This window comes from Bifidobacterium sp., assembly GCF_050874245.1.
Taxonomy (GTDB): Bacteria; Actinomycetota; Actinomycetes; order Actinomycetales; family Bifidobacteriaceae; genus Bifidobacterium.
This window is the reverse complement of record NZ_JBNMKH010000035.1, coordinates 1-22,230: the sequence shown is the minus strand read 5'-3', so window position 1 is coordinate 22,230 and position 22,230 is coordinate 1. Positions and strand designations below refer to the sequence as shown.

At 59.6% G+C, this 22,230-nt stretch carries 18 protein-coding genes and 1 other RNA gene; 5 read left to right on the top strand and 14 right to left on the bottom strand.

The window, feature by feature from the left end:
- On the bottom strand, positions 1–433 hold a 433-nt coding region (locus ACR0P8_RS05430), incomplete at its 3' end, for a DUF2975 domain-containing protein (RefSeq protein WP_432624152.1).
- Between the two features lie 171 nt (positions 434–604).
- On the opposite strand from ACR0P8_RS05430, the gene ACR0P8_RS05425 reads away from it, so the two are divergent.
- Entirely contained in the window at positions 605–1,993 is a 1,389-nt protein-coding gene (locus tag ACR0P8_RS05425) for a DUF4153 domain-containing protein (protein ID WP_432624151.1), read from the top strand.
- A 3-nt stretch (positions 1,994–1,996) separates the two neighbouring features.
- Here the strand turns inward: ACR0P8_RS05425 and ACR0P8_RS05420 are convergent, their stop codons facing one another.
- The 4 genes from ACR0P8_RS05420 to ACR0P8_RS05405 all read right to left on the bottom strand — a co-directional run bounded on the left by ACR0P8_RS05420 (position 1,997) and on the right by ACR0P8_RS05405 (position 7,977).
- Positions 1,997–3,184 carry an MFS transporter gene (locus ACR0P8_RS05420; RefSeq protein WP_432624150.1) on the bottom strand — a complete coding sequence of 396 codons (1,188 nt, stop codon included), beginning with the start codon at positions 3,182–3,184 and terminating at the stop codon, positions 1,997–1,999.
- 233 nt (positions 3,185–3,417) lie between these two features.
- Positions 3,418–5,691, bottom strand: a complete 2,274-nt coding sequence (locus ACR0P8_RS05415) for a DNA gyrase/topoisomerase IV subunit B (protein ID WP_432624149.1) — start codon at positions 5,689–5,691, stop codon at positions 3,418–3,420.
- A gap of 89 nt (positions 5,692–5,780) precedes the next feature.
- Positions 5,781–7,205, bottom strand: a complete 1,425-nt coding sequence (locus tag ACR0P8_RS05410; protein WP_432624148.1) for an RNA polymerase sigma factor — start codon at positions 7,203–7,205, stop codon at positions 5,781–5,783.
- 85 nt (positions 7,206–7,290) lie between these two features.
- The gene (locus tag ACR0P8_RS05405; protein ID WP_432624147.1) at positions 7,291–7,977 is read right to left on the bottom strand and encodes a DUF4192 domain-containing protein; all 687 of its coding nucleotides are present in this window, start codon (positions 7,975–7,977) and stop codon (positions 7,291–7,293) included.
- 204 nt (positions 7,978–8,181) lie between these two features.
- Here ACR0P8_RS05405 and ACR0P8_RS05400 point away from each other — a divergent pair, with 204 nt between their 5' ends.
- Entirely contained in the window at positions 8,182–9,264 is a 1,083-nt protein-coding gene (locus tag ACR0P8_RS05400) for a polyprenyl synthetase family protein (protein WP_432624146.1), read from the top strand.
- A gap of 155 nt (positions 9,265–9,419) precedes the next feature.
- Entirely contained in the window at positions 9,420–11,552 is a 2,133-nt protein-coding gene (locus ACR0P8_RS05395) for a protein kinase domain-containing protein (protein ID WP_432624145.1), read from the top strand.
- Positions 11,553–11,650: 98 nt separating this feature from the next.
- Here the strand turns inward: ACR0P8_RS05395 and ACR0P8_RS05390 are convergent, their stop codons facing one another.
- A complete protein-coding gene (locus ACR0P8_RS05390; RefSeq protein ID WP_432624144.1) occupies positions 11,651–12,376 on the bottom strand; it encodes a lysophospholipid acyltransferase family protein in 726 nt (241 codons plus the stop codon).
- A 50-nt stretch (positions 12,377–12,426) separates the two neighbouring features.
- Between ACR0P8_RS05390 and ACR0P8_RS05385 the strand changes: the two genes are divergently transcribed.
- Entirely contained in the window at positions 12,427–12,993 is a 567-nt protein-coding gene (locus ACR0P8_RS05385; protein WP_432624143.1) for a hypothetical protein, read from the top strand.
- Between the two features lie 125 nt (positions 12,994–13,118).
- On the opposite strand, the gene trpD is transcribed toward ACR0P8_RS05385, so the two are convergent.
- The 3 genes from trpD to hpf form a co-directional block, all read right to left on the bottom strand.
- Complete coding sequence (gene trpD / locus ACR0P8_RS05380; RefSeq protein WP_432624142.1) at positions 13,119–14,171, bottom strand: anthranilate phosphoribosyltransferase; 1,053 nt, start codon at positions 14,169–14,171, stop codon at positions 13,119–13,121.
- Positions 14,172–14,334: 163 nt separating this feature from the next.
- On the bottom strand, positions 14,335–17,211 hold the full coding sequence (secA, locus tag ACR0P8_RS05375; RefSeq protein ID WP_432624141.1) for a preprotein translocase subunit SecA: 2,877 nt from the start codon (positions 17,209–17,211) through the stop codon (positions 14,335–14,337).
- A 215-nt stretch (positions 17,212–17,426) separates the two neighbouring features.
- Positions 17,427–18,092 (bottom strand): ribosome hibernation-promoting factor, HPF/YfiA family, encoded by a 666-nt coding sequence (gene hpf / locus ACR0P8_RS05370; protein ID WP_432624140.1) that lies wholly within the window; start codon positions 18,090–18,092, stop codon positions 17,427–17,429.
- 178 nt (positions 18,093–18,270) lie between these two features.
- On the opposite strand from hpf, the gene rnpB reads away from it, so the two are divergent.
- Positions 18,271–18,634: RNase P RNA component class A (gene rnpB / locus ACR0P8_RS05365), an RNA gene on the top strand.
- A 50-nt stretch (positions 18,635–18,684) separates the two neighbouring features.
- On the opposite strand, the gene ACR0P8_RS05360 is transcribed toward rnpB, so the two are convergent.
- The 5 genes from ACR0P8_RS05360 to ACR0P8_RS05340 form a co-directional block, all read right to left on the bottom strand.
- Complete coding sequence (locus tag ACR0P8_RS05360; RefSeq protein WP_432624153.1) at positions 18,685–19,260, bottom strand: regulatory protein RecX; 576 nt, start codon at positions 19,258–19,260, stop codon at positions 18,685–18,687.
- A gap of 126 nt (positions 19,261–19,386) precedes the next feature.
- Entirely contained in the window at positions 19,387–20,553 is a 1,167-nt protein-coding gene (gene recA / locus ACR0P8_RS05355; RefSeq protein WP_432624139.1) for a recombinase RecA, read from the bottom strand.
- A gap of 257 nt (positions 20,554–20,810) precedes the next feature.
- Positions 20,811–21,044, bottom strand: coding sequence for a DUF3046 domain-containing protein (locus ACR0P8_RS05350; protein ID WP_432624138.1), 234 nt, complete (start codon positions 21,042–21,044; stop codon positions 20,811–20,813).
- An 82-nt stretch (positions 21,045–21,126) separates the two neighbouring features.
- Positions 21,127–21,636 (bottom strand): helix-turn-helix domain-containing protein, encoded by a 510-nt coding sequence (locus ACR0P8_RS05345; RefSeq protein WP_432624137.1) that lies wholly within the window; start codon positions 21,634–21,636, stop codon positions 21,127–21,129.
- A 62-nt stretch (positions 21,637–21,698) separates the two neighbouring features.
- Positions 21,699–22,230 (bottom strand): CinA family protein (locus ACR0P8_RS05340; RefSeq protein ID WP_432624136.1); only part of this gene is annotated, 532 nt, incomplete at its 5' end.

The following is a 22,230-nucleotide window of genomic DNA, read 5'->3' as shown; positions in this document are numbered from 1 at the left end:
CGACCGCGAAGCGAACCAGATCCGTTTCCAACCCGAGCAGCCTCGACAGGAACAGGGATGGCGACAGCCAGGCCTGGGAGAGCATCGCCAGGACGACCAGGATCCCTTCCACGCCGGCGCAGCCAAGTATTCCGTCGACCAGATGGATGGCCTTCCCGGAGAACACGTCACGATGACGAACCAATGTCAGCAGCCTCCACAACGGCACCAGAGCCACCTCGAAACAGGCCACCATCAGCACGAAGCCGATCACATAAAGCCAATGCGTCACGTCCGCATGGAAACAATCGATGGAGACGACTACGCCCGCCACAAGCGCGCCGACCTGCAGCGCCAGCCCGCACAGCGCGAATAGCACGACCAGCACGCGCAACGCCGCAATCACCGCCGACCCTTGGTCCGAATCATCCACCGAATCATTTCGTGCACACATATGTGGCACCTCCTTCATGAACAAAATGCGATTGACGATTATCGATAATAATCTATCGTTTCTCGATATGCAAATTCTGTGAAAAAATAAAATTCGATATGTTTCTATCGTTTTTCGATAGCTTACCATGACGGCAGTTCCACACCGATACATCAATCGAAAGGCATGCCCATGGATACCCAGCAAACACCAGGACCGCAACCGACCTCTTCACAACCACCCACACACGCAACCATCAAACAACAGCCTCCGGCATCCCAGCGGACGAAACGCCGCGTCATCGCAACCATGGCCACGGCACTCGCCATCACCTTCGTCTTCGACCGGTTCGTCTGCAGCTCCACTCTTCCCGAATGCGTATACGGATATGCCCTGCCGTTGTTCTGGATGCTGTGCCTCGCGCTCGTCACCGCGCTCCACTGGACGAGCGTGCGCAGACGTCCGTACACATGGCTTGTGGTCGGTACGATCACCGCGTTAAGCGTGTGGAACATGCTTTCCGTCAGCGCCACTGCGTATTGCGGGAACATCGATTATGCGCTGACCTCATTCCTTGCGCAGCCCATGTTGCTGATGCTGCACTGCCAGCTGGCCGACGGCCGATACAGCGTATGGCATCCGTTCCAAGTGGCACGCGATTGGCTCACCGGCTGGCTCATGCAGCCGTTCGCCAATCTGGGACGTGTCTTCGAATCATTCACCATTCTGGTCCGTTCCGCTGATTCATCCGGCAAACGCTCAAAGGCTCGTGAGATCGGTATGGCGATGTTGGTCTCGGTACCACTGCTGTTGGTCATCATCCCCTTGCTTGCCAGCGCGGATCGGATATTCCGCTACGAACTGGCATCCGCCATCGGGCATCCCGACCTTGCGGCGATCACGATCCACACGCTGATCGTCATCGTGCCATGGCCATTCCTATGCTCCCTGCTTCTTGGCCTCGATATCGGAGCCAAAGAACCGTCCAAGTCCCGTCATATCGTCCTGAGTCCGGCAACGACGGTCACCGTGCTCTCGGTGATACTGGTCGTATACGCGTTGTTCTGCTCGGTGCAGTTGCGCTTCCTGTTCGCCGGAGCGTTGACGGACGGATCGATCTCGCTTCCGGATGGACTGACCTACAGCGCGTATGCGCGGGACGGCTTCTTCCAACTGCTGGCAGTGGCCGCCATCAATCTGGCCGTCTTCGGCATCGCCCTCATATCCACCCCGCGCACGCCCTGGCTGAACGCCACACTGGGCGGGCTGCTGGCCGTGACCGCCATCATGCTGGCTTCAGCGGCTCTTCGACTGGGACTGTACATCGGAGCATACGGACTGACCTGGCTGCGTTACGCCTCGTTGACATTCATCGCATTGCTGGCAATCGCCATCGTGCTGTGCGCGATCCGCATGTTCACGTCACGTCTTCCGCTCGTGGCGACGCTCGCCGCGCTCGTCATGGTCTGGTATGTGGCTCTTGGCTTCAGCAATCCGGATTGGGTGTGTGGCGCCTATAACGCCACGCACGGTTTCAGCAGCGCTTATTCGCCGGACAATCCGGCGACTTGGATGTTCTGACGTTCAGGCCGCGGACCGGTCGCCGCACTTTCTGCGCAGCGTCTCGTGCATGATCACCATGAGCACCAGGAACGCCACGAGATACCACGGGAACAGGCTGACGGAGATATGCTGGGCAATCAGGCCGAACACCGGAGGCATGCACATCGACCCCACGTAGGCGCATGCCATCTGCATGCCGACAATGGCCTGGGACTTGTCCTTGCCGAAATAGGCCGGCGTGGAGTGGATGACGCATGGATAAATCGGCGCGCAGCCCAAGCCGATAACCATCAGTCCCGCAATGGTGCCGATGTTATGAGGCAACGGCAGCAGCATGATGACGACGCCAGTCAATACCAAAGCTTGTCCGAGCCGAATCATGGACGGATCGCTCAATCTCATGGTGAGGAAGCCGCTGGCAAGACGTCCGACGGTGATGCCGATGCAGAACAGGCTTCCCCACATCGCGGCCGTGGTCTTGTCGATGCCCTTGCCGAGAACCATGTAGCTGCTGGCCCACAGCATGGCGGTGGATTCAAGCGCGCAATAGCAGAAGAACATGACGAGAATCTCACGAGCGCCACGAATCGCAAGCACGCCACGAATGCCGAGCGGCTTACGCGAGCCACCGTTCTCAGTTGCCTCTTCGGGGTCTTGCGCGGCGCGCGTCTTCCAAAGCGGCAGGCTGAAAACCAGCACCGCGGTGAGCACTATCTGCAGGATGGAGATATATCGGTATCCCCACGACCAGCCTTGGCCCGCGCCCAACGCGTACGCCATGATGTATGGGCCAAGCAATGTGCCCAATCCCCACATGGCGTGCAGCCAGCTCATGTGACGGCTTTCATAATGAATCGCGACATAGTTGTTCAACGCCGCGTCTACACCGCCCGCCCCCAATCCATAGGGAATCGCGAACAATAGCAGCATCCAGTAATTCGGTGCGATCGAGAAACCGAACAGGGCGAACGCCGTCAACGCCACGGACACCGCCGTGACCTTGCCCGCGCCGAATCGCAGGGTCATGCGGTCGGACAGCAATGCGGACACGATGGTGCCCGCCGAAATGGTCATGGAGATGCCGCCCGCCCAGGAAACAGGCGCATTCAAATCGGTGCTCATCGTCGGCCAGGCGGCTCCGAGCACGGCATCCGGCAAACCCAGACTGATGAAAGCCACATAAATCACGGCAAGCAGCAGATTGGCCATGAATCAGCTCCTTTGATGGTTCCGCGGACGCGATGGTCCGAATTCGTCATATAGTTTACCCGCAGTTACCTACCGAATGGTAATTAGCGATTTGCGCTGCCAATTCAACGTCCGTTTCCAGCCAAAGCACGATTCGGTCTTGTTCTAGAGCAAGCAGGCGTTGATTTCTACAAACGTGCGGGAGGCGGGTTTCAACGTAACGAAACCTGCCTCCCATGCAATAAGACCCAAGATCAGGTGTCGATTTTCGAACGGTCGAAATCGTCCGCATTCTCCACAATGAACGCCTTGCGCGGCGGCACGTCATCACCCATAAGCAGGCTGAAGATGTGACTGGCCTGTTCGGCATCCTCCATGCGGATGCGGCGCAACATGCGGGTGCGCGGATCCATGGTGGTGTCGGCCAACTGGTCGGCATCCATCTCACCAAGACCCTTGTACCGCTGGATGTCCTCGTTGTAGCCGATGTGCTTTCTGTCGAGGTCGGCAAGCTTGCCCGCCAACTCGTCGTCGGAATACGTGTAGATGAACTCGCCCTTGTGCGAGCCCGTCAACGCGATGCGATGCAGCGGCGGCACAGCCGCATACACGTGGCCGTATTCGATGAGCGGCCGCATGTACCGATAGAACAGCGTCAGAAGCAGGATGCGGATATGCGCGCCATCGACGTCGGCATCGGTCATCATGATGATTTTGTTGTATCGGGCCTGCTCGATGTCGAAGCTCGCTCCGGAACCGGCGCCGACCACCTGGATGATGGCCGCGCACTCCTTATTGGACAGCATCTGCGCGAGCGACGCCTTCTGCACGTTGAGGATCTTGCCTCGAATCGGCAGCAACGCCTGGAATCCGGAATTGCGGGCGGCCTTGGCGGTGCCGAGCGCGGAATCGCCCTCGACGATGAACAATTCGGCCACATCGTCGTTGCCTGGCTGGCAGTCGGACAGTTTCGGAGGCATGGAGGCAGATTCGAGCGCGTTCTTGCGGCGCGTGACCTCCTTGGTCTTGCGAGCCTGCACGCGGGCGTGCATCTCGCCGACGATCTTCTCCAGCACACGGCCGGACTGTTCCTTGTATCCGCGTTTGGAACCGGTGATCATCTCTCCGAATTGCCTGTCGGTCATCTTGGAGACGATGGGCTTGACCTGCGCGGTGCCGAGCACATCCTTGGTCTGACCTTGGAACTGTGGTTCGGCGATGCGCACGGTGACCACGGCGACCAGGCCGGCGAGAATATCGTCGCGCTCCACCTTCATGTTGGAATCCTTGAGATTCACCTTGAGCTTGCGCGCATTGTCCTCAACGGCTTTGCGAACCTGCCTGGTGATGCCCTGCAGGAAGCCGTCCACATGCGTGCCGCCGCCCGGGGTCTCCACCACATTGACGAAGCTGCGCATGGTGGTGTCGTATCCGTTGGTCCAACGCATGGCGATGTCCACGGCGCAGTCACGGGTCACCTTTTGCGCATGCAATTCACCGTCATCACCCACAGCCTGCGTTTCTTCGACATACGTGTCATCACCGGTGATACGCCAGATATCCGAAACAGCCTCGCCTTTGGACAGGAAATCGACGAAATCCCTCACACCACCGGTATGGAGGAACTCCTCGATGCGCGCATGCGGGTATTTCGACCTCGCGGCCTGCACGGCGTTTTCCTGCGGTTGCGCGTCGGCGCTGTCCGTCTGGGATTCGGGCGACTCGTCCGTGACGGCAACATCCGGTTGCGCCACATCCGCGGCATTGTCCTCGGCATCGACTTCCAGCATTTCGTCGACGGTCTCATCACCGGTTTCGGGAATGTTCTCATCGATGACGGTGATTTTCAGTCCCGGCACCAGGAAGCTCGTCTGACGTACGCGGTCGATCAGCTGGTCGTAGCTGAATTCAGCGGTGTCGTTGAAGATCTCGGGATCGGCCCAGTAACGGATGCGTGTTCCCGTGGTCTTCGGGCTCACCTTGCCGATGATCTCCAGTTCGGTCGGGCGGTTCTTCCGTGTCTTCTTGAACGGCGAGGCCGGGGACGGATGCTTGGGGTCAGCATCGGAATACACGCCAGGGTGTCCCTGGTGGAAGGCCATGTGATGCGTTTTGCCGTCGCGATCCACCTCCACGTCGAGACGGGAGCTCAACGCGTTCACCACGGACGACCCGACGCCGTGCAGGCCACCGGAGGCGCCGTATGAGGAATTGCCGAATTTAGCGCCGGCATGCAGCTTGGTCAGCACCACTTCCACACCGGTGAGCTTGGTCTTGGGCTCGACATCCACCGGAATGCCACGGCCGTTGTCCGCCACTTCGACGGAACCGTCATCGTGCAACGTCACGACGATGTGGTCGCAGGCGCCCGCAAGAGCCTCATCGACGGCATTGTCGATGATCTCCCAGAGGCAATGCATCAATCCTTGGCTATCGGTCGTGCCGATATACATGCCTGGACGTTTGCGCACCGCGTCCAAGCCTTCAAGCACGGTGAGGCTCTTCGCTCCGTAATTATCCTTTGCCATGTTCCCTTTCGATTATCACGTCTCCAGACGGAAGAAGTCGAGAAACCCGCGATCCCGCCGGTCTCTCGACTTCGTTCATTCACTTCCGATCACTGATCCAGAAAGTCGCGCAACGTCTGCGAACGGGACGGGTGACGCAACTTGGACATGGTCTTCGATTCGATCTGGCGGATGCGCTCACGGGTCACGCCGTACACACGGCCGATGTCGTCCAACGTCTTGGGCTGGCCATCCTCCAAGCCGTAACGCATCTTGATGACGCCCGCCTCACGGGGGGACAGCGTCTCAAGCACCTGCTTGAACTGCTCCTGCAGCAAGGAGAAGGCCACGGCGTCGGACGGAGCGATGGCATCGGTGTCCTCAATCAGGTCACCGAATTCGGAATCGCCGTCCTCACCAAGCGGGGTGTGCAACGAAATCGGCTCACGGCCGTACTTCTGTACTTCCTGGACCTTCTCGACAGGCATATCGAGCTCGCGAGCCAGCTCATCCGGCGTTGGTTCGCGTCCCAGATCCTGAAGCATCTGGCGCTGTACACGGGACAGCTTGTTGATGACCTCGACCATGTGGACAGGCACGCGAATGGTGCGGGCCTGGTCGGCCATAGCGCGGGTGATGGCCTGACGAATCCACCATGTGGCATACGTGGAGAACTTGAAGCCCTTCTTCCAGTCGAATTTTTCGACGGCACGGATCAGGCCGAGGTTGCCTTCCTGAATCAGGTCAAGGAACAGCATGCCGCGTCCCGTATAACGCTTGGCCAGAGAGACCACGAGTCGGAGGTTGGCCTCCAGCAGGTGATCCTTGGCTCGTTTGCCGTCATTCGCGGCCCACTTGAGCTCGCGCTTGCGTTTGAAGTCCATCTTGTCGGATTCCGTGTCCAGCAGATGCTGGGCGTATAGGCCGGCTTCGATGCGTTCGGACAGGTCAACCTCCTGCTCGGCGTTCAGCAGGTTCACGCGGCCAATCTGCTTCAGATAGTCCTTGACCGGGTCGGCGGTGGCGCCGGCGGCGATCACACGACGCTTCGGATTACCCGACGGCGTCAGATTGTCATCGTCATCATCATCACGGACCACGAAAGCGCCCTTTTCCTTGGGCTCCTCCGGCTTCTTGCGCTTGTTGTCCTCATCGTCATCCGATTCGGAATCATCCTCGTCGAGGTCGTCATCCTCATCGAGGTCGTCATCGTCATCCGCATCCACGTCGTCGAGGTCATCGTCGAAATCGTCGAGATCGGCGTCATCAGCGGGGCCGTCCTCGTCCTCGGGAACCTCGTCGACCAAGTCCTCCTCGTGATCCTTCTTGACCTTGGAGGCCTTCTTCGCAGTGGCTTTGCGCGGCGTCTTGGCGGTGGTTTTCTTCGCCGCGCCCCTCTTCGTAGTGGTCTTGCGCGTGGCGGCCTTCTTCGTGGAGGTGGTCTTTTCGGTCAGATCAGTCTGTTCCGTGCTTGCCGTCGTTTCCTTGGTGGCCAAACTTATCCTCCTACTGATCCCGCCGGAAGCGTATACCATATGGGCCCACTTCTGGCAAGGGCAAATCGTCAACTATGTGAGTAAACCATCTTGCAAGGACGATTATTCCCGCGTGTTGAGCCCATCACGCACCAACATCGACTCCTTTCGGCGTGTTGCCTGCATTTCCCGAAGTCCATGCCGGGCCGATATGCCGGTGCGCGGCGGAACAGACGATCGCGGCAAGCGAACAGTCCTCATCCAACGCGAGCGCCCGCAGGGCACACAGCATGGCGCGCTCGTCACCCATCCACCACAATACATAGCTGATCACGGCCAACGGCTGCACCTGATAACGTTCGGGGACCATTTCGATGATGTCGAACATCATGGTGACGCCGTTGTCGCAGCGTACGGTGTCGGGAGTCTTCGAGGCGTTCCGGAACGAATCCTTGAGTATCTCCTCCAGTCGACGTGAATTATCGGGATCCATCGGATTGGTCATAAAGTCCATCAGGAACTCGCGCGGCGAACGGTCCTCCCCCACGACGATGGACACCAGCAATGCGTCGCGGACCGACATCGCCCGTTCCATGGCGACGGCGATCATCCGTATATCGTTCCGGGACAGTCCGCGAGCGCGTTCCGGACCATCGCCGACGGCCGGCGAGCCGGCAAGGGAGTCCATCCATCGTCCGAATGGCTCGTCTAGGAATTCGCGTATCGCTTCCTCCATTCCCTGCGATTTGCAATCTTCCGTCAGTTGTTCGCCGAGCTGGTCCATTTCCGTGGCACGTATCGGTGTCGTCTCGTCGAGCATGTTCATCATCATTCCGTTCTCCTGTGGTTGGCGCGGACGTCGTGCACGACCGCTTTCCGGAGTACTATGCGACATCCGTCGATGCGCGGGCTGTGTTTTCGGCCTCTGTGGTCGGAGAATGTGCCCATCGGCGTGTCATGGAACGTGCCGTACCGCCCCATCCATTGCAATTACTGTGTTCCGTTCTTGTCGGACGCATGTGGATAACTTTGGTATATGACTAGCTCCTCCGATTTGGAACAGATTGAGACACGCACGCTATCGTTGGTAGGGGATTTTTCATTCCTTCACGCGGATGATGCGGTCGCCGATTCCTGCAGACCCATCGCCGACGCGGTCGCCCGGCAGGCGGTCACATCGAGCGAGGGTGGCAAGCGGCTGCGCGCGTTGCTGACGTTGGACGCGTTTCGCGCGTTCGCCCCGCAGGAAGTGTTGGAACGGGATATGGACGCGGTGCTTGATCTGGCCTGTGCGATTGAGGTGTTCCAGACCGGAGCGTTGGTGCACGATGACATCATCGACGATTCCGACCTGCGTCGTGGCAGACCATCCGCCCATCGCGCGCTATCCATGGACACGCACAGCGATGCCATCGGCCATGGTCTGGGCATCATGCTGGGCGACATGCTGGCCACCGCGAGCGTGGATATCGCGGAGAAGGCGGCGTCCCGTCTTGGTTCCGGAACGGACGTGGTGTCGGCGTTTCTGAATATGCATCGCGAGGTGGAGATCGGCCAGGTGCTTGATTTGGCCGTGGAGCTCAATTCCCTGGACGATCCCGCCGAACTGGCGGCCGCGTCGCTGAACGTGTTCCGTTGGAAGACTGCCAGCTATACCACCATCGCGCCGCTGGAATTCGGTATGCTCGCAGCCGGTACCGATGCCGGTACCGCACGCGACTGTGCTTTGGCGATAGGCCTGCCTCTTGGCTTGGCGTTCCAACTTGCCGACGATCTTCTGGATGTCATCGGTTCGAGCCGCAATACCGGCAAGCCGATTGGCGGTGATATCCGGGAGGGCAAACGTACGGTGTTGCTTGCCGATGCCATCGATGCGGCCGACGAGGCGGAGAAACGTGAGCTCATCGGCATGTGGGATGCCGCTTCCCGCAACGAGGAACAGGTCGCTCGTGCCATCGCGCTTTTCGAATCCACCGGTGCGATCAATCGTTCCAGGGAGAGGATAGCGGATTTGTGGGGCGAATCCAGGAAGGCCATCGAATCGCTCGATCTGCCCCGCCAACGCAAAGATATGCTTGCAGAGGCCTGCGCGCGCTTCGTGCCCATCGTCAACGAATAATAGATCTGGAATCGGCGTCGGGAATCTCGTGGTATGCGCGAAAGTCCCGTGTCCGTCACATGTTCCGCGAGGCTCACGCTTGACCCCTGCTTGTAGACTACGGATTGAAGACTGTTCGACAAGACGTTTTTGAGAAGGAACCGTACCGATCAATCATGAATGAAGCCCCACATGACCCCGTAGGCCAGGTCATAGAAAACCGGTACCGGGTTATCAGCAGAATCGCCGACGGTGGCATGGCCACGGTGTATCAAGCCATCGATGAACGGCTGGAACGCACCGTCGCCATAAAAATCATGCACACTCAGCTGGCGCAGGGGCCGAAACGCGATCAGTTCGTGGAACGCTTCCGGCGCGAAGCTCGTTCCGCGGCCGCGATAGCCAATCCGCACATCGTGCAGGTCTACGACACCGGCGAATTCGATGGATTGGATTATCTCGTCATGGAATACGTCCATGGCGTGAATCTGCGTTACGAAATGAACCAGCAGGTCACCTTCAGCGTACGTGAGACGCTCCGAATCGTCGGGGAAACGTTGGATGGCTTGGCGTCGGCTCACCGCGCAGGTGTGGTGCACCGAGACATCAAACCGGAGAACATCCTGCTCAACGACCGCGGACATGTGCAAATCACCGATTTCGGTCTGGCCAAAGCCGTTTCACAGGCCACGCTGTCCTCCACGGGTATGCTACTGGGTACGGCCTCGTATCTGGCGCCGGAAATGATCGAAAGCAACCGGTCGATCCCCCAAGGGGACCTCTATTCCGTAGGCATCATGGCTTGGGAGATGCTGACCGGCAAGGTTCCTTTCAATGCCGACAATCCGGTGACGTTGGTGTTCAAGCACGTGCATGAGGACGTGCCGGACGTCTCGACCGTATGTTCCGGAATCAATGCCGACGTGGCGGCGTTCATCGCAAGACTCACCGCGCGTGCGCCGGAGGAACGCCCCCAGGATGCTTCCGTGGCGCTTAAAGAGCTGCAGCGACTGCAAACAGGACTCACGCTTGACGATTGGCAGTATCGAATGCCCGCGGGGACCGACGTTTCAGCCGACGCCGGCAAGCCGGACATGACCCCTCCCGCTCCCCCTGCTCCGCCCACGAACCAATCCGACGATCGCACACGTCCTTTTGAACGGCATACGACGAATGCCACCAGCATCATGCCGGCGGCACAACCACAAACCGATCCGGAGGCGACCGCCAGGCTGTCCTTGGACGGATACGGATCACCGACCGGCTCCGGGGAAAAGACCAATGGCAAGCAACGGGGCCGCAAGGGCAAACATACCCCTGTAATCATCGCGGGCATAACGGCGGCCGTACTTGCCTGCGCCGGTGGAGGTGGCTATGCATGGTGGTATTTCCAAGGTCCGGGTAGCTATTGGACCTTGCCTCAGCCGGCCGACCTGTCGTGCACGGCTTCAAAAGCCTGCCGTATCTCCAATGTCAAATGGAGCTCCTATGAGGAATTGCTGAAATTCGCCAATATCGAATACGAAACGACCGAGGCATACAGCGATTCCGTCTCCGAAGGAGACATCATCTCCACCGATCCGGCGAATGTCGGATCGCATGTGAGCAAACGCCGCCATCAGAAGGTGAAGGTGGTCGTGTCGAAAGGCCTCAAACAGGCCACCGTTCCCGCTGACATACTCGACCCTGACAGCTCGAACGGCAAAGACCCCGTAAAAGCGCTGGAAGAGGCCGGCTTCGACAATATCGAGCGGACGCCGGACAGCGATGACGCGTACTCCATGGACGTGCCCCAAGGAGCGTTGCTGTCGCTCAGCGTCGACCCTGGCGCCACTCTACCCCATAACACGAAGATCACCGTCACCCTGTCCCAGGGACCGAAGCCGGTCATCATGCCGGATATCGTCGGTGAATCGAAGGATGAGGCCCAGCAGGCGTTGGACGGGCTCAAGCTTACCGTCGACTGGTCCGAGCAGTTCGACGACAAGGTTCCGCAGGGACAGGTGATGTCCGCCTCCGCAAAGGCCGGCGATGAACTGCATTGGGGCGACACCGTCAAAGTGGTGGTGTCGAAGGGACCGCAGACCGTGACGTTGCCGAACTACGTCGGACAGCGTGCATCCGATGCCAAGAACGCTTTGGAGAAGCTTGGATTCAGCGTGAAGATCAGCTCTCAGATCACGCTCGATTCCAGCCAGGACAAGAAGGTGGCGTCGCAGGATCCAGTAGGCGGCACGGAGGTGCGTCTGCATCAGGAGGATGGAGCGCCGACCACCATCACTTTGAAGATGTATTCGTCGTTGTTCTGAGGGTCCGCACGGTCCATGGCATGTGAAGGCCATGGACCATATATGGCGATGGGGTGCTCCGACGTTCCCGGAGCACCCCATCGCCATATGTGGAAAATCTACTTTACGCCGTTCGCGGGCTGGTCGGCCTGTGCTTCGGCCTCCTGCCGGGCCTTGAGCTCGGCCTTGACCTTTTGCGCATACTCATCGACGTATTCCTGGCCGCTCATCTTCTGGATCTCGCGGGTCACACGGTCGGTGAGCAAGCGCAGGTCCTCATGGGTGATCTCATCCACCGGCTTCTTCTCGACTTCGATTGGCTTGCCGTAGATCACCGTGGATTTGCCTTTGTTCGGAATGACCTGTCCCGGCTTCTGCAGTTCGCGGGAACCGATGATGGCGGCCGGAACGATTGGACATCCGGTCTCGAACGCCAGTCGGGCCGCGCCGGTATGTCCTTTGTAAAGGCGCCCGTCCGGACTGCGCGTGCCTTCGATGTGGATGCCGAACAGATGCCCGTCCTCGATGATCTCACGGGCATGGTTCAGCGCTCCAAGCGATTTGGATCCACCGGAACGGTCCACGGGGAACACGCCGACGGAAGTGAACCACCACTTCTTGAACTTGCCTTTGATGCCCTTGCCCTCGAAATACTCGGCCTTGCCCATGAAATGAATCATGCGCGGGCAGGTCAGCGGCAGCAACGCGTCGTCGATGACGGCGAGGTGATTGGCCGCGATGATGGCGCCTCCCTCATGCGGAATGTTCTCAAGTCCCTGCGCGGTCGGCCCCAGACGATGGATGGCGATCGGCCCCAGACCTTTGACGAAAAACCAGTAGAGCATTCTTCACATTCCTCCCGACGGATTGGCGCCCGCCCGATTAGAGTATAAGTATGACTGACCTCAACAATACCAACGACGATGAAGAACGCCCAAACGATGAGTCGCATGGCGGTGTCTCGCCATCCGATGACTTGGATGCGGCCTGGTCCGAATTCGCGAATTCGCACGCCGATGACCTGAAGGCCGTGGAACGTTCGCGCAGTGCGAAACGTTTTGAGAAGCACGCGCAACGTCAGGAGAAAGAGGCCCTGCTGTCCGTCAACGATCTGGATCAAGGCACATTCGTCGGCGATATGCCGTCAGCCGGTCGTGGTCCGCGTGATTTCACCGGTTCGAGCTGGCTTGACACCGATCGGGTCATGGACCGTTACGGTGAGGATTTCGTGCCTCCGAACCCTAAAATCGGCCCTGTGAAACTGTCGAAGCTTATCTTCTGGGTATTGTTGGTCGCCGGTGTCATCGGCATCATCGCTTCGGTGTTCATGCCGGCACTGGCCTCGATTCTGGGTTCCATCTTCGGTCTGTGCGCGTTGGTCGGCGCCGCCGGACTCATTGTGCAGCATAGGGGACATTCCCAGACACGAGTCGACGAATTCGATGACGGCGCGCGCGTCTGACGGCGATTCCCGCATGCAGCCAAGCTCCGCCATATCGGATGATGCAATGTGAAGGCCTCGACGCTGTTTCATCCATCAGCGTCGAGGCCTTCACATGTCTGCATAAGCGCTATACAAACGCGGATTCAGGCTTTCACAGCTTGGGCGGTCGCGATCCACTTATCGAGCAACGCCGTTGCCTTGCCGGAATCGACGGTCTGTTCGGCGAGGGCATAGGCGGCTTTGAAACGTTCTGACAGGCTGGCATCGGCCGGCACCTGATGTCCGTCGGCGACGATGGCCGACGCGGCGTTCAACAGGGCGGTGGTGCGGAACGGCACATCCTTGCCTGCGAAGAAATCGCGGGCCAATCGTGCGTTGAGTTCGGGCTCTCCGCCTTTCAGGTCGGAAACGTCGATCTTGGCGAGACCAAGTTCGACGGTCGGGTCGAATTCGTTTTCAACGACCTTGCCGTCCTTGAACTCCCAGATGGAGACCGGTCCGGTCGGGGCCATCTCGTCAAGTCCCTCACTGGAGGTGTAGACCATGCCGGTCTGGCCGTTTGCAGCGTATACCGCGGCCATGATCGGGCTCATTTTGCGATTGGCGCAGCCAACGGCCATATGCTTCGGACTTGCGGGATTGGTCAGAGGACCAAGCACATTGAACACGCACGGCACGCCGAGCGCAGCGCGGATCGGCCCGACGAAACGCATCGCCGGATGGAAGGTGCGCGCGAACGCGAACGCGATGCCGCATTCGTTGCCGACCTCGGCCACCTGTTCCGGCGTCAGATCCAACGGCAGTCCCAGCGCTTCGAAGCAATCGGCGGTGCCGCACTTGGATGACGCGGCGCGATTGCCGTGCTTGACGATCTTGACCCCAGCCGCTGCGGCGACAACCGCGCCCATGGACGACAGGTTCACCGTGGCCGCCCCGTCACCACCGGTGCCGACGATATCAGTAGTCTCACCTTCGATATGCAGCGGGATGGCATGGGCAACCATGGCCTTCGCCGCGCCACGAACCTCATCGGGAGTCAATCCCAACTGCTGCTGGGTGGCGAGCACCGCGCCGACGGCAGCCGGATTGGCGTTACCGTTCATGAGGTCATCGACGAACCACTCGGATTCCTCGGCGCTTAAGTGGTCCCCCTCGACCAGCTTGGTGAGGATCGACTTCCATGTGATTTCGGCCATGATGCCCTCCTTGGCGTTGAAACGCCTGTTGTTATGTTTGTCGCTACATTGTAATGAATCGCTGTTTCCTCTGGCATACTCGTCCATATCACGAACAGGCAGAAAGGAATAGACCTCTCCCGATCGCGATCGGGAGAGGTCTATTCAGATGTGTGTCAGCGCATCACTTCTCGTTCTGGCCGTGGCACATCTTGTACTTGCGACCGGAACCGCACGGGCACTGGGCGTTCTTGCCGGTTCCCGGGAAGGTGCGGCCATCAGCCCACGGGGAGTGCAACTCCTCGCTCTTCGGGCGCTTGTTGGCCGGAACCTTGCCTTCGGCGTGGCTGATCGGCTGCATGCCGACAATGCCCTTCTCATTCTTCTGCTCGTCGGCCAGCTCATCGATGGTGGTCTTCTCAGCCTCATCATCGGTCTCTGGCTCGCTCGGAGCGGACTCTCCCGTGGCGGAGGCTTCGCCGTCCAGGCCCATCACGGCTTCGGCGGCGTTCACTGCCTCGTCCTCGTCGGATTCGGTGGATTCGTCCTCGGTCATGGCCACGCGGTCGATGTCCACGTGGAACAACAGCTGGATGGTCTCCTCCTTGATGGCTTCGATCATGGAGTTGTACATCTGGTAGCCTTCACGCTGGTATTCGACCAGCGGATCGCGCTGGCCCATGCCGCGCAGGCCGATGCCGTCCTTGAGGTAATCCATCTCGTACAGGTGCTCACGCCACTTGCGGTCGAGCACGGCGAGCACCACGCGACGCTCGAGCTGGCGCAGTCCCTCCGTACCGAGCTTGTCCTCGAATTCGGAGTACTGGTCCTTGGCGTCGGAGACGATGAGCTCCTTCAGCGCGTCCACTGCCTTGTCGCCCTTGAGCTTGGCGACGGCGTCCTTGGCGGCCTCCTGTTCCACGGCGATCGGGTACACGGAGGCGATGGCCTTGAACAGACCGTCCCAATCCCACTCGGCTGGCTTGTCGGAACCGTTTTTGGCGCCCTTGATGTAGCTGAGCACGGTGTCGTCGATGAACCTGAGGATGTCCTCGTGGATGTCGGCACCCTTCAGCACGGACTGGCGTTCGGCGTAGATGACGGTACGCTGCTTGTTCATCACGTCGTCGTACTTCAGCACGTTCTTACGGATTTCGAAGTTGCGCGACTCAACGGCCTTCTGCGCGGTGCGCACGCCCTTGGAAACGCTCTTGGCCTCGATTGGCTCGCCTTCCGGCATGCCCTTGGCCATGACGCGTGCCACCAGCTGGGTGTTGAACAGACGCATCAGATCGTCTTCGAGGGACAGGTAGAAGCGGGATTCGCCTGGATCGCCCTGACGGCCGGAACGGCCACGGAGCTGGTTGTCGATACGGCGGGATTCGTGGCGTTCGGTGCCGAGCACGTACAGACCGCCGAGCTTGACGACTTCCTCGTGCTCGTCCTTGACCTGCTCCTTGATCTCGGCCAAGGTTCCTGGCCAACGCTTCTCGTACTCGTCCGGAGTGGCATCCGGGGAGTAGCCTTCGGACTTGAGCTTCGCATCGGCCAGGAACTCGACGTTGCCGCCGAGCATGATATCGGTACCACGACCGGCCATGTTGGTGGCGACGGTGACAGCGCCCTTGCGGCCGGCGACGGCCACGACCGCTGCTTCCTTGTCGTGCTGCTTCGCGTTCAGCACCTGATGCGGAATCTTGGCCACATCAAGCAGGGTGGACACGACTTCGGAGGATTCCACGGACGCGGTGCCCAGAAGGACCGGCTGGCCCTTCTTGTGGCGCTTGGCCACGTCACGCACAATGGCGGCGAGCTTCTCCTTCTTGGTGCGGAAGATCAGATCGTCCTTGTCCTCGCGAATCATCGGCTTGTTGGTCGGGATGGGCAGCACGCCAAGTTTGTATGTGCCCATGAACTCGGCGGCCTCGGTCTCCGCCGTACCGGTCATGCCGGCCAGCTTGTCGTACATGCGGAAGTAGTTCTGCAGGGTGATGGTGGCGAAGGTCTGGTTTTCAGGCTTGACTTCCACGCCTTCCTTGGCTTCGATGGCCTGGTGCAGACCTTCGTTGTATCGGCGGCCCGGCAGGATACGGCCGGTATGCTCGTCGACGATGAGCACCTCGCCGCCGGTCACGACGTAATCACGGTCGCGCAGGAACAGTTCCTTGGCCTTGATGGCGTTGTTCAGGTAGCCGATCAGCGCGGTGTTGTTGGGCTCGTACAGGTTGTCGATGCCGAGGTAGTCCTCCACCTTGGTGATGCCCGGATCGAGAATGCCGACGACCTTCTTCTTCTCGTCGACCTCGTAGTCCTCGTCGCGGTTGAGCTTCAGGACCAGACGCGCGAACTGCCTGTACCAGCGGGTCACATCGCCCTCGGCTGGACCGGAGATGATCAACGGGGTACGTGCCTCGTCGATGAGAATGGAATCGACCTCATCGACGATGGCGTAATGGTGTCCGCGCTGCACAAGGTCGGACTTCTCCCACGCCATGTTGTCGCGCAGATAGTCGAAGCCGAACTCGTTGTTGGTGCCGTAGGTGATGTCCGCGTTGTACTGCTTGCGGCGCTCCGGCGGCTTCTGGTTGGTGATGATGCAGCCGGTGCTCATGCCGAGGAAACGGTAGACGCGTCCCATCAGCTCGGCCTGGTAGCTGGCCAGGTAATCGTTGACGGTGACGACGTGGACGCCCTTGCCTTCGAGCGCGTTCAGATATGCGGGCAGCGTGGCCACGAGGGTCTTGCCTTCACCGGTCTTCATTTCGGCGATGTTGCCCCAGTGCAGCGCGGCGCCGCCCATGAGCTGCACGTCGAAGTGGCGCAGGCCCAAAGTGCGCTTGGACGCCTCACGCACGGTGGCGAAGGCTTCCGGCATGAGCTTGTCGAGGGATTCGCCGTTTTCGATGCGCTGCTTGAACTTGGCGGTCTGGCCTTTGAGCTCCTCGTCATCGAGGGCCGCGATCTCATCCTCGAAGGCGTTGGTCGCCTTGGCCACGTTCTCGAGCTTCTTGATCTGTCGGCCTTCGCCCATGCGCAGGGCTTTGTCAACGATATCTACCACAATCACTCCCTTTGTGTATGGTGACTTTCCTTGACTGAGAATAGTCGCTTCCTCACGATTCTCGAAAAATTCCGTCCATTTTACGTAAATTTTTGCATGTCATGCCATTCGAGCGAGCATCCACATATCCGTTCATCGCTGCACGCACATATACAAGGAGGACCCGCGCATATATTGCGCGGGCCCTCCTCGGGAATATTCAGATGCCTACAGGCTCACTTCTTCTTGGCCACGTTCTCCGGGGTGTCGATCTCGAAGACGCCATAGCTCCAACCGTGACGACGGTAGACGACGGACGGACGTCCGGTCTCCTTGTTCACGAACAGGAAGAAGTCGTGGCCGATCAGCTCCATCTCATACAAAGCCTCGTCGATGGTCATCGGCTCGGCGATATGCAGCTTGCGACGGATGACGATCGGAGTGTCGCCGACCTGGACTTCGACGGACTCTCCAGGGCCAAGATCGGCGGAGACGGCATCGGCCGGGCTGTTGTTCGGCTCCTCCGGCTCCTTCTCCTCGACCACGGCGGGCTCGACCGGACCAAGATCGACCGGAACGGGATCGGTGTAGCCACGACGATGATCCTTGCGACGGTCGCGCGTGCGGCGCAGACGGAGGGTCAGCTTGTCAAGAGCCAGATCAAGGGCGCTGAACTCGTCGGCGCTGGACGCTTCGGCGCGTACCACGGTACGGCCTGCGATGACTGTGATTTCAACGCGCTTGGCGGTATCGGCCTGGCGCGGATTGCCCTCATGGGACAGCACGATCTGGGCACGCTGTGCATCCGGGGCGATAGCGGTCACACGATTCATCTTGCTTTCGACAACGTCACGGAACCTTTGCTTGATCTGCGTATGACGTCCGGTAACGACGATTTCCATGTGAACCTCCCTAGAGTCAAGCGGTTTCACCCGCTATATACGGACCAACCAGCTGCATCGCTGCTTGGTAGTCATCATTGTAGCCATAAGATCATCGATTTGAGGCATGACGCCCCGAGAAAAACAAAAGTTTTTTTACGCTTTGCTTTCGGCCATTCTCTTGCTATAGTTGTGCGTTTGAGACCTCTTGATGGCCGCGACCGGCTTTGCCGGTTGAGGAACTTCCGGGCTCCATAGAGCACGATGGCGGATAACGTCCGCCCAGGGTGACCTGAGAGATAGCGCAGCAGAGAATAGACCGCCTTACCGGTTTCGGCCGGTGGGTAAGGGTGAAACGGTGGTGTAAGAGACCACCGGGCCGCTGGTGACAGTGGCCGCATGGCAAGCCTCATCGGGAGCAAGGCCAAGCAGAAGGCGTCCGAGGACTGCTCGTCCGAAGCCTTCGGGTAGGCTGCTAGAGCCTGACGGCAACGTCAGGTCGAGATGGATGGCCATCCGTGCCTTTGGCACGACAGAACCCGGGGTATAAGAGGTCTCATCCCCATTTTTCCCGCCGATTTACGGGACGGTTCTCCATGGTCGATTGCAGGCTTCAGCCGAACAATTCTTGCGCGATTTGCCGCAGAATGTCAGGATTGTGGCCTTTTCTTCCACCGGCGCTCCAGAAACGGCGTTTACGCACGTCGCGGTCCATTCCGATGGTTTTACGCGCGGTCCTACGTCCCAGTTCCCACGCGGCTTCGGAAAACACGCCTTCGGCCTCCGCCTCATCGCAGGCGCGCTGCGCGAGTCTGCGGTCAACGCCCTTGCGGACGAGTTCCATGACCGCTCCCCTCCGTCCCATGAGACGCGCCGCGCAGTAGCGCACCGCTGATTGCGCATAGGCCTCGTCATCAATCAGCTGCACACGTTCCAACCGATCAATGACGTCATCGACCACCTCGACCGCGTATCCTTTGCCGACGAGTCTCTCGCGCAAAGCGCCGGAGGGGCGTGGCGCCGCGTCCAGCAATCGGAGCGCGGCCTCTCGGCACGAATCGAGATCATTGGCGTCCGGCATCGTCCTTTCTGAGGCATGATTCGCGACACGCCCAGCGTGTCGCGCGTGTCGCGACGTCTTCAGCGTGTTTGCGCTGCCAGCGAACTCGCCGGACCTTCCGAAATCCATCCGCCGCAATCGCGGCCGATCGGATGCGTTCTTCGTATCCGTGCCGAAAGGGACAGGGCCCCCAGCATCGGCCGAAGCCGGCTGAAGGCCCTGTTCCTCAAGAAAACGTTCGGCGTCAATCATGCGTCACGCCTTGGCGTCCGTTTTGGATGTCTTGGCCGCAGGCTTGTCCGCGTCGGCTTTCTCCTTGCCGCCGGAAGTCGATTCCGCGCCGTCCTCCGCACCATCTTCCGCGAACTGGTCGATAGGCTTGATCAGGCCGAACGCCGTTTTGACCTTGTTCTCGATCTCCTCCGTGAGCTCCGGATTGTCCTTGAGGAATTGACGCACGTTCTCACGTCCCTGTCCCAACTGATCGCCTTCATAGGTGAACCACGAGCCGGACTTCTTGACGACGTTGGCTTGCAAGGCCATATCGAGCACGGAACCCTCCTTGGAAATGCCCTCGCCATAAAGCACATCGAATTCAGCCGTCTTGAACGGCGGAGCCATCTTGTTCTTGACCACCTTGACCTTGGTGCGGTTGCCCACGGCCTCGTCACCGTTCTTGATGGTCTGGATACGGCGAATGTCCATGCGCACGGAAGCATAGAACTTCAGAGCCTTGCCACCGGTGGTGGTTTCCGGATTGCCGAAGAACACGCCGATCTTCTCACGAAGCTGGTTGATGAAGATGGCGGTAGTGCCGGCTTGTGCCAGCGCGCCGGTCATCTTGCGCAACGCCTGGCTCATCAGACGCGCCTGAAGACCTACGTGGCTGTCTCCCATTTCACCTTCGATTTCCGCCTTCGGCACCAAGGCCGCGACGGAATCGATGACAATCACATCCAGCGCGCCGGAGCGAATCAGCATGTCGGCGATCTCCAACGCCTGCTCGCCGTTATCAGGCTGGGAGACGATCAACGAATCGGTATCGACACCCAATTTACGCGCATAGACAGGGTCAAGTGCGTGTTCAGCATCGATGAAGGCCGCGACGCCACCGGCTTTCTGCGCGTTCGCCACCACGTGCAATGCCAGCGTGGTCTTGCCGGAGGATTCCGGACCATAGATCTCCACGATTCGTCCTTTGGGCAGGCCGCCGATACCCAGCGCCATATCCAACGCCAAGGAGCCGGTCGGAATGACTTCGACGTCTTGCTCCGGCCGATCGCCCAATCGCATGGCGGACCCCTTGCCGAAGCTTTTCTCAACCTGCGCGAGCGCCGTGTCAAGCGCGGCCTGACGGCGCGGATCGATTCCGTTCGCGGACTTGTTCTGTGCGGCGTTCTTCGTCGCGCTCGTCTGTGCCATGGCTACTCCTTGTTGTTTTACCGAGACGAATGATGACCTCACCGTAAAGCCGTACCATCCATCCATGCAAATCCAAACGACCCTTGTGGTCGGAGAACATGCTTTTTGATGCGTCCCAAGCTCATTTATCCCGATTTTCCGCCATTTCGGAATTCCGGAAACAAGCCGTCGGCATCAATCCAATCCATATGTCCTGTGGATAACTATATCCCATCATACGAACATCTGTTCGAAACGGTGTTTCGCGATGAATGTGCTCAGCGGACCGGCATCGGAGGGGCGTTATGATCCTTGCCCCATCTTCTGGAATCAGGGATGTTCATCTGGTCGCACAGCACGTTCCACACCACACGGGGCTCCTCCCCCGCGTCAAGCGCCTCGATGGCCGTCATGCCCTCCAACCTGTCGAGCACCTGGTCGTGCGCGAGAGCACGCCCGTAGCTGCGCCCGAGCACTTCCTCAAGCAATTGCCAAAATTCACGTTCCTGCACGGATTCAAGTGTACTCAGCGAACGCAACCAAATGAAAACGCCCGGCAACCTAAGCTGCCAGGCGTTGACGATCCAATACGAATCAGGCCGCGACCGAATCGAGATAATCGGCGACCATACGCAGCATCTGAGCGGTGGAGACGCCGAGCGATTGGGCGATGGAGCTCAGAAGCTCGGAACTGGCCTCCTTCTGTCCACGCTCCACCTCAGACAGATATCCGAGGGACACTCCGGCCTTTTCGCTGACTTCGCGCAACGTCTTGCGGTCATGGGTGCGCAGGTCGCGCAACACGTGACCAATCGCCTCGCGCAGGGAAACCTCCTTGGGCTCTTCCACCGTTTCCGCGGACGGAGACGCGGCATACGCCCGAGCGTGATCGCCGTCCTCCTCCTGCCACATGCGGGTCAACGCGGCCTGACGCTCATCCTTGGCCCTTTTGGCGGCCCGGGCACGCAACACCTGCTGCTGGGCGAACATCACCGCGCGACGCTGGGCCGGAGTGAGCTCCCTGACACGGACATTACCGCTTTGCACCGCGGGGGCCATCGCCTTGAGTTCCATCTGTTCCTTGGTGAGTGTCATCGCGTCCATGCCGCCGGCCCCTTTCGCTTGCGTTGCGTATTTCCACTATGGTCAACACCCATGGTCGCCGATTATTCCTGTGAAAGTGCTGAAAGAATTCTCAGTTTTTCCAGAATGCATTGCACGACACCTCGACGGACAGCCTCACGCCCACCATTCAATCTCAGTTCGAAGGCGACCGTTCGTCGCGAATGAACGTCTCCGAAGCCAGACGGCAAGGAACAACCGATATACGCCAAGCCGGCCGGCTTGTCCCCGTCCGGTCCCGGTCCGGCCACACCAGTGGTGGACAGGCCGATGACGCAATCGCCATCCTCGTCCTGCTGGTAGAGACGCGCGGTGCCAGACGCCATCTGCCGCGCCACTTCGGGATGCACCGCACCCTCTCTATTCAATAGATCGCGATCGACGCCGAGAATCTTCGCCTTGGCACGAATGTCGTAGGTCACCGCCGAGCCGAGAAACACTTTCGAAGCGCCGGGGATGCGCACGAAGGCGTCGGCCAGCAGTCCACCAGTGAGCGATTCAGCGGCGGCGATCTTGAAATGGTTGTTGTCACAATAGCGCAAAACGGCCGTGGCCCGCGCACCGCACAGCGATTGG

Coding starts and splice junctions, on each gene's coding strand:
- ACR0P8_RS05425 (WP_432624151.1), top strand. CDS start 605: ATGGATACCCAGCAAACACCAGGACCGCAACCGACCTCTTCACAACCA.
- ACR0P8_RS05420 (WP_432624150.1), bottom strand. CDS start 3,184: ATGGCCAATCTGCTGCTTGCCGTGATTTATGTGGCTTTCATCAGTCTG.
- ACR0P8_RS05415 (WP_432624149.1), bottom strand. CDS start 5,691: ATGGCAAAGGATAATTACGGAGCGAAGAGCCTCACCGTGCTTGAAGGC.
- ACR0P8_RS05410 (WP_432624148.1), bottom strand. CDS start 7,205: ATGGTATACGCTTCCGGCGGGATCAGTAGGAGGATAAGTTTGGCCACC.
- ACR0P8_RS05405 (WP_432624147.1), bottom strand. CDS start 7,977: ATGATGATGAACATGCTCGACGAGACGACACCGATACGTGCCACGGAA.
- ACR0P8_RS05400 (WP_432624146.1), top strand. CDS start 8,182: ATGACTAGCTCCTCCGATTTGGAACAGATTGAGACACGCACGCTATCG.
- ACR0P8_RS05395 (WP_432624145.1), top strand. CDS start 9,420: ATGAATGAAGCCCCACATGACCCCGTAGGCCAGGTCATAGAAAACCGG.
- ACR0P8_RS05390 (WP_432624144.1), bottom strand. CDS start 12,376: ATGCTCTACTGGTTTTTCGTCAAAGGTCTGGGGCCGATCGCCATCCAT.
- ACR0P8_RS05385 (WP_432624143.1), top strand. CDS start 12,427: ATGACTGACCTCAACAATACCAACGACGATGAAGAACGCCCAAACGAT.
- trpD (WP_432624142.1), bottom strand. CDS start 14,171: ATGGCCGAAATCACATGGAAGTCGATCCTCACCAAGCTGGTCGAGGGG.
- hpf (WP_432624140.1), bottom strand. CDS start 18,092: ATGGAAATCGTCGTTACCGGACGTCATACGCAGATCAAGCAAAGGTTC.
- ACR0P8_RS05360 (WP_432624153.1), bottom strand. CDS start 19,260: ATGGATTTCGGAAGGTCCGGCGAGTTCGCTGGCAGCGCAAACACGCTG.
- recA (WP_432624139.1), bottom strand. CDS start 20,553: ATGGCACAGACGAGCGCGACGAAGAACGCCGCACAGAACAAGTCCGCG.
- ACR0P8_RS05345 (WP_432624137.1), bottom strand. CDS start 21,636: ATGGACGCGATGACACTCACCAAGGAACAGATGGAACTCAAGGCGATG.